This is a genomic window from Sphingomonas sp. CCH9-F2, from assembly GCF_001556735.1.
GTDB classification, from domain to species: domain Bacteria; phylum Pseudomonadota; class Alphaproteobacteria; order Sphingomonadales; family Sphingomonadaceae; genus Sphingomonas; species Sphingomonas ginsenosidimutans.
In genome coordinates this window covers 1-281 of the sequence record NZ_LSJO01000140.1, presented here as the reverse complement: position 1 = coordinate 281, position 281 = coordinate 1, and the positions used below count along the sequence as shown (strand labels likewise).

The 281-nt window shown below is 75.1% G+C and carries 1 protein-coding gene; it reads left to right on the top strand.

The features are described from left to right. The coding region (locus AX685_RS04105; protein WP_156445660.1) for a glycosyltransferase at positions 1 to 281 on the top strand (281 nt) is incomplete at both ends.

Genomic DNA, 281 nt, shown 5'->3' with positions numbered 1-281 from the left:
GCCCGCCGGCCGCGCTGGCGCAGCGCGTCGCCGCGGCGGGGGCGGAGCTGGTCGCCGATCCGCGCGATGCCGCGCCGCTGTTCGCGCGCGCGCGGGTGATGATGAACCCGATCCTCCACGGCAGCGGGGTGAACATCAAGACGGTCGACATGCTCGCCACCGGGCGCACCGTCGTCACCACGACCAAGGGCGCGCGCGGCCTGCCCGCCGAAGTGGTCGCCGAATTGCGCACCGACGACACGCCGGAGGGGTTCGCCGACCTGATCGTCGCGGCGGTACGC